Annotated in this window: 1 protein-coding gene; it reads right to left on the bottom strand. The window is 65.9% G+C overall.

The annotated features are described in order from the left end of the window. Positions 1-930: anthranilate synthase component I family protein (locus GPA21_RS20285; RefSeq protein WP_168989862.1), on the bottom strand; the 930-nt coding region annotated here is incomplete at both ends.

The following is a 930-nucleotide window of genomic DNA, read 5'->3' as shown; positions in this document are numbered from 1 at the left end:
ATCGCCCATCGTGTCCGGGCTCGACCCATCCGATGGCACCGGTGTAGAGCCCACGCCGCCGAGTCTCCAGGCGCTGGATGTGGCGCATGGTCTGGATTTTGGGGGCGCCCGTGATCGAGCCGCAGGGAAACAGCGCCCGCAAGACATCGGGAAATCCCACTCCCGGCGCAGGCTCGGCCTCTACGGTGGAGGTCATCTGAAGCACCGTCCGGTAGCTTTCGACGCTGAACAGCGCGGGCACGCGAACACTGCCGGTGCGAGCGATACGACCGATGTCGTTGCGCAGCAGATCGACAATCATGAGATTTTCCGCGCGATTCTTGTCGTCATTGCGCAAGCGCTCGGCTCTCGGACTATCGACCGAATCGTCGCCGCTACGCGGCGCGGTGCCCTTCATCGGCCGGGTGCGCAGCACGCCGCCGCGGTATTCGACGAACAGTTCCGGCGAGCACGACAGCACATGGCGCGGCCCTTCACCTGCGGGAAGCGACAGAAACGCGCCGTAGCGCACCGGTTGGCGTGACCGCAGACCACGATAGAGGCTGACCGGCGAGCCGACGACGTCGAGATCGAGCCGGTAACTGTAGTTCACCTGGTAGGTTTCACCTTCGGCGATCGCCGAGTGGATGCGCGCGATTGCATCGTCGAAGCCCGCCCGGTCGACCGACGCGCGAAAGCCAAGCACCGCAGCCCGCCCGGGGAAGGCGGCGTCGTTCGCTGCATGCGAGCCTTCCAGTGCCGCCAGCCACACCTCGACCTCGTCGGCAGTCAGACACGCCAGGTCGTTGAACAGCAGGACGCGGAGGCTGCCCGCCCGGCAGTCAAGCCCCTGAAGCTGCACCCCCCATTCGTAATCCGCCAAAACAAGCGCGTGCAAGCCGCGCGCCATCGCCTCCTCGACCTGAATCCAGAAACCGTCGAGCGCCGAGG

The organism is Azoarcus taiwanensis (assembly GCF_012910885.1).
Lineage (GTDB): Bacteria > Pseudomonadota > Gammaproteobacteria > Burkholderiales > Rhodocyclaceae > Azoarcus_F > Azoarcus_F taiwanensis.
The sequence above is the reverse complement of the archived record's forward strand: the minus strand, read 5'-3'. Positions and strand labels throughout refer to the sequence as shown.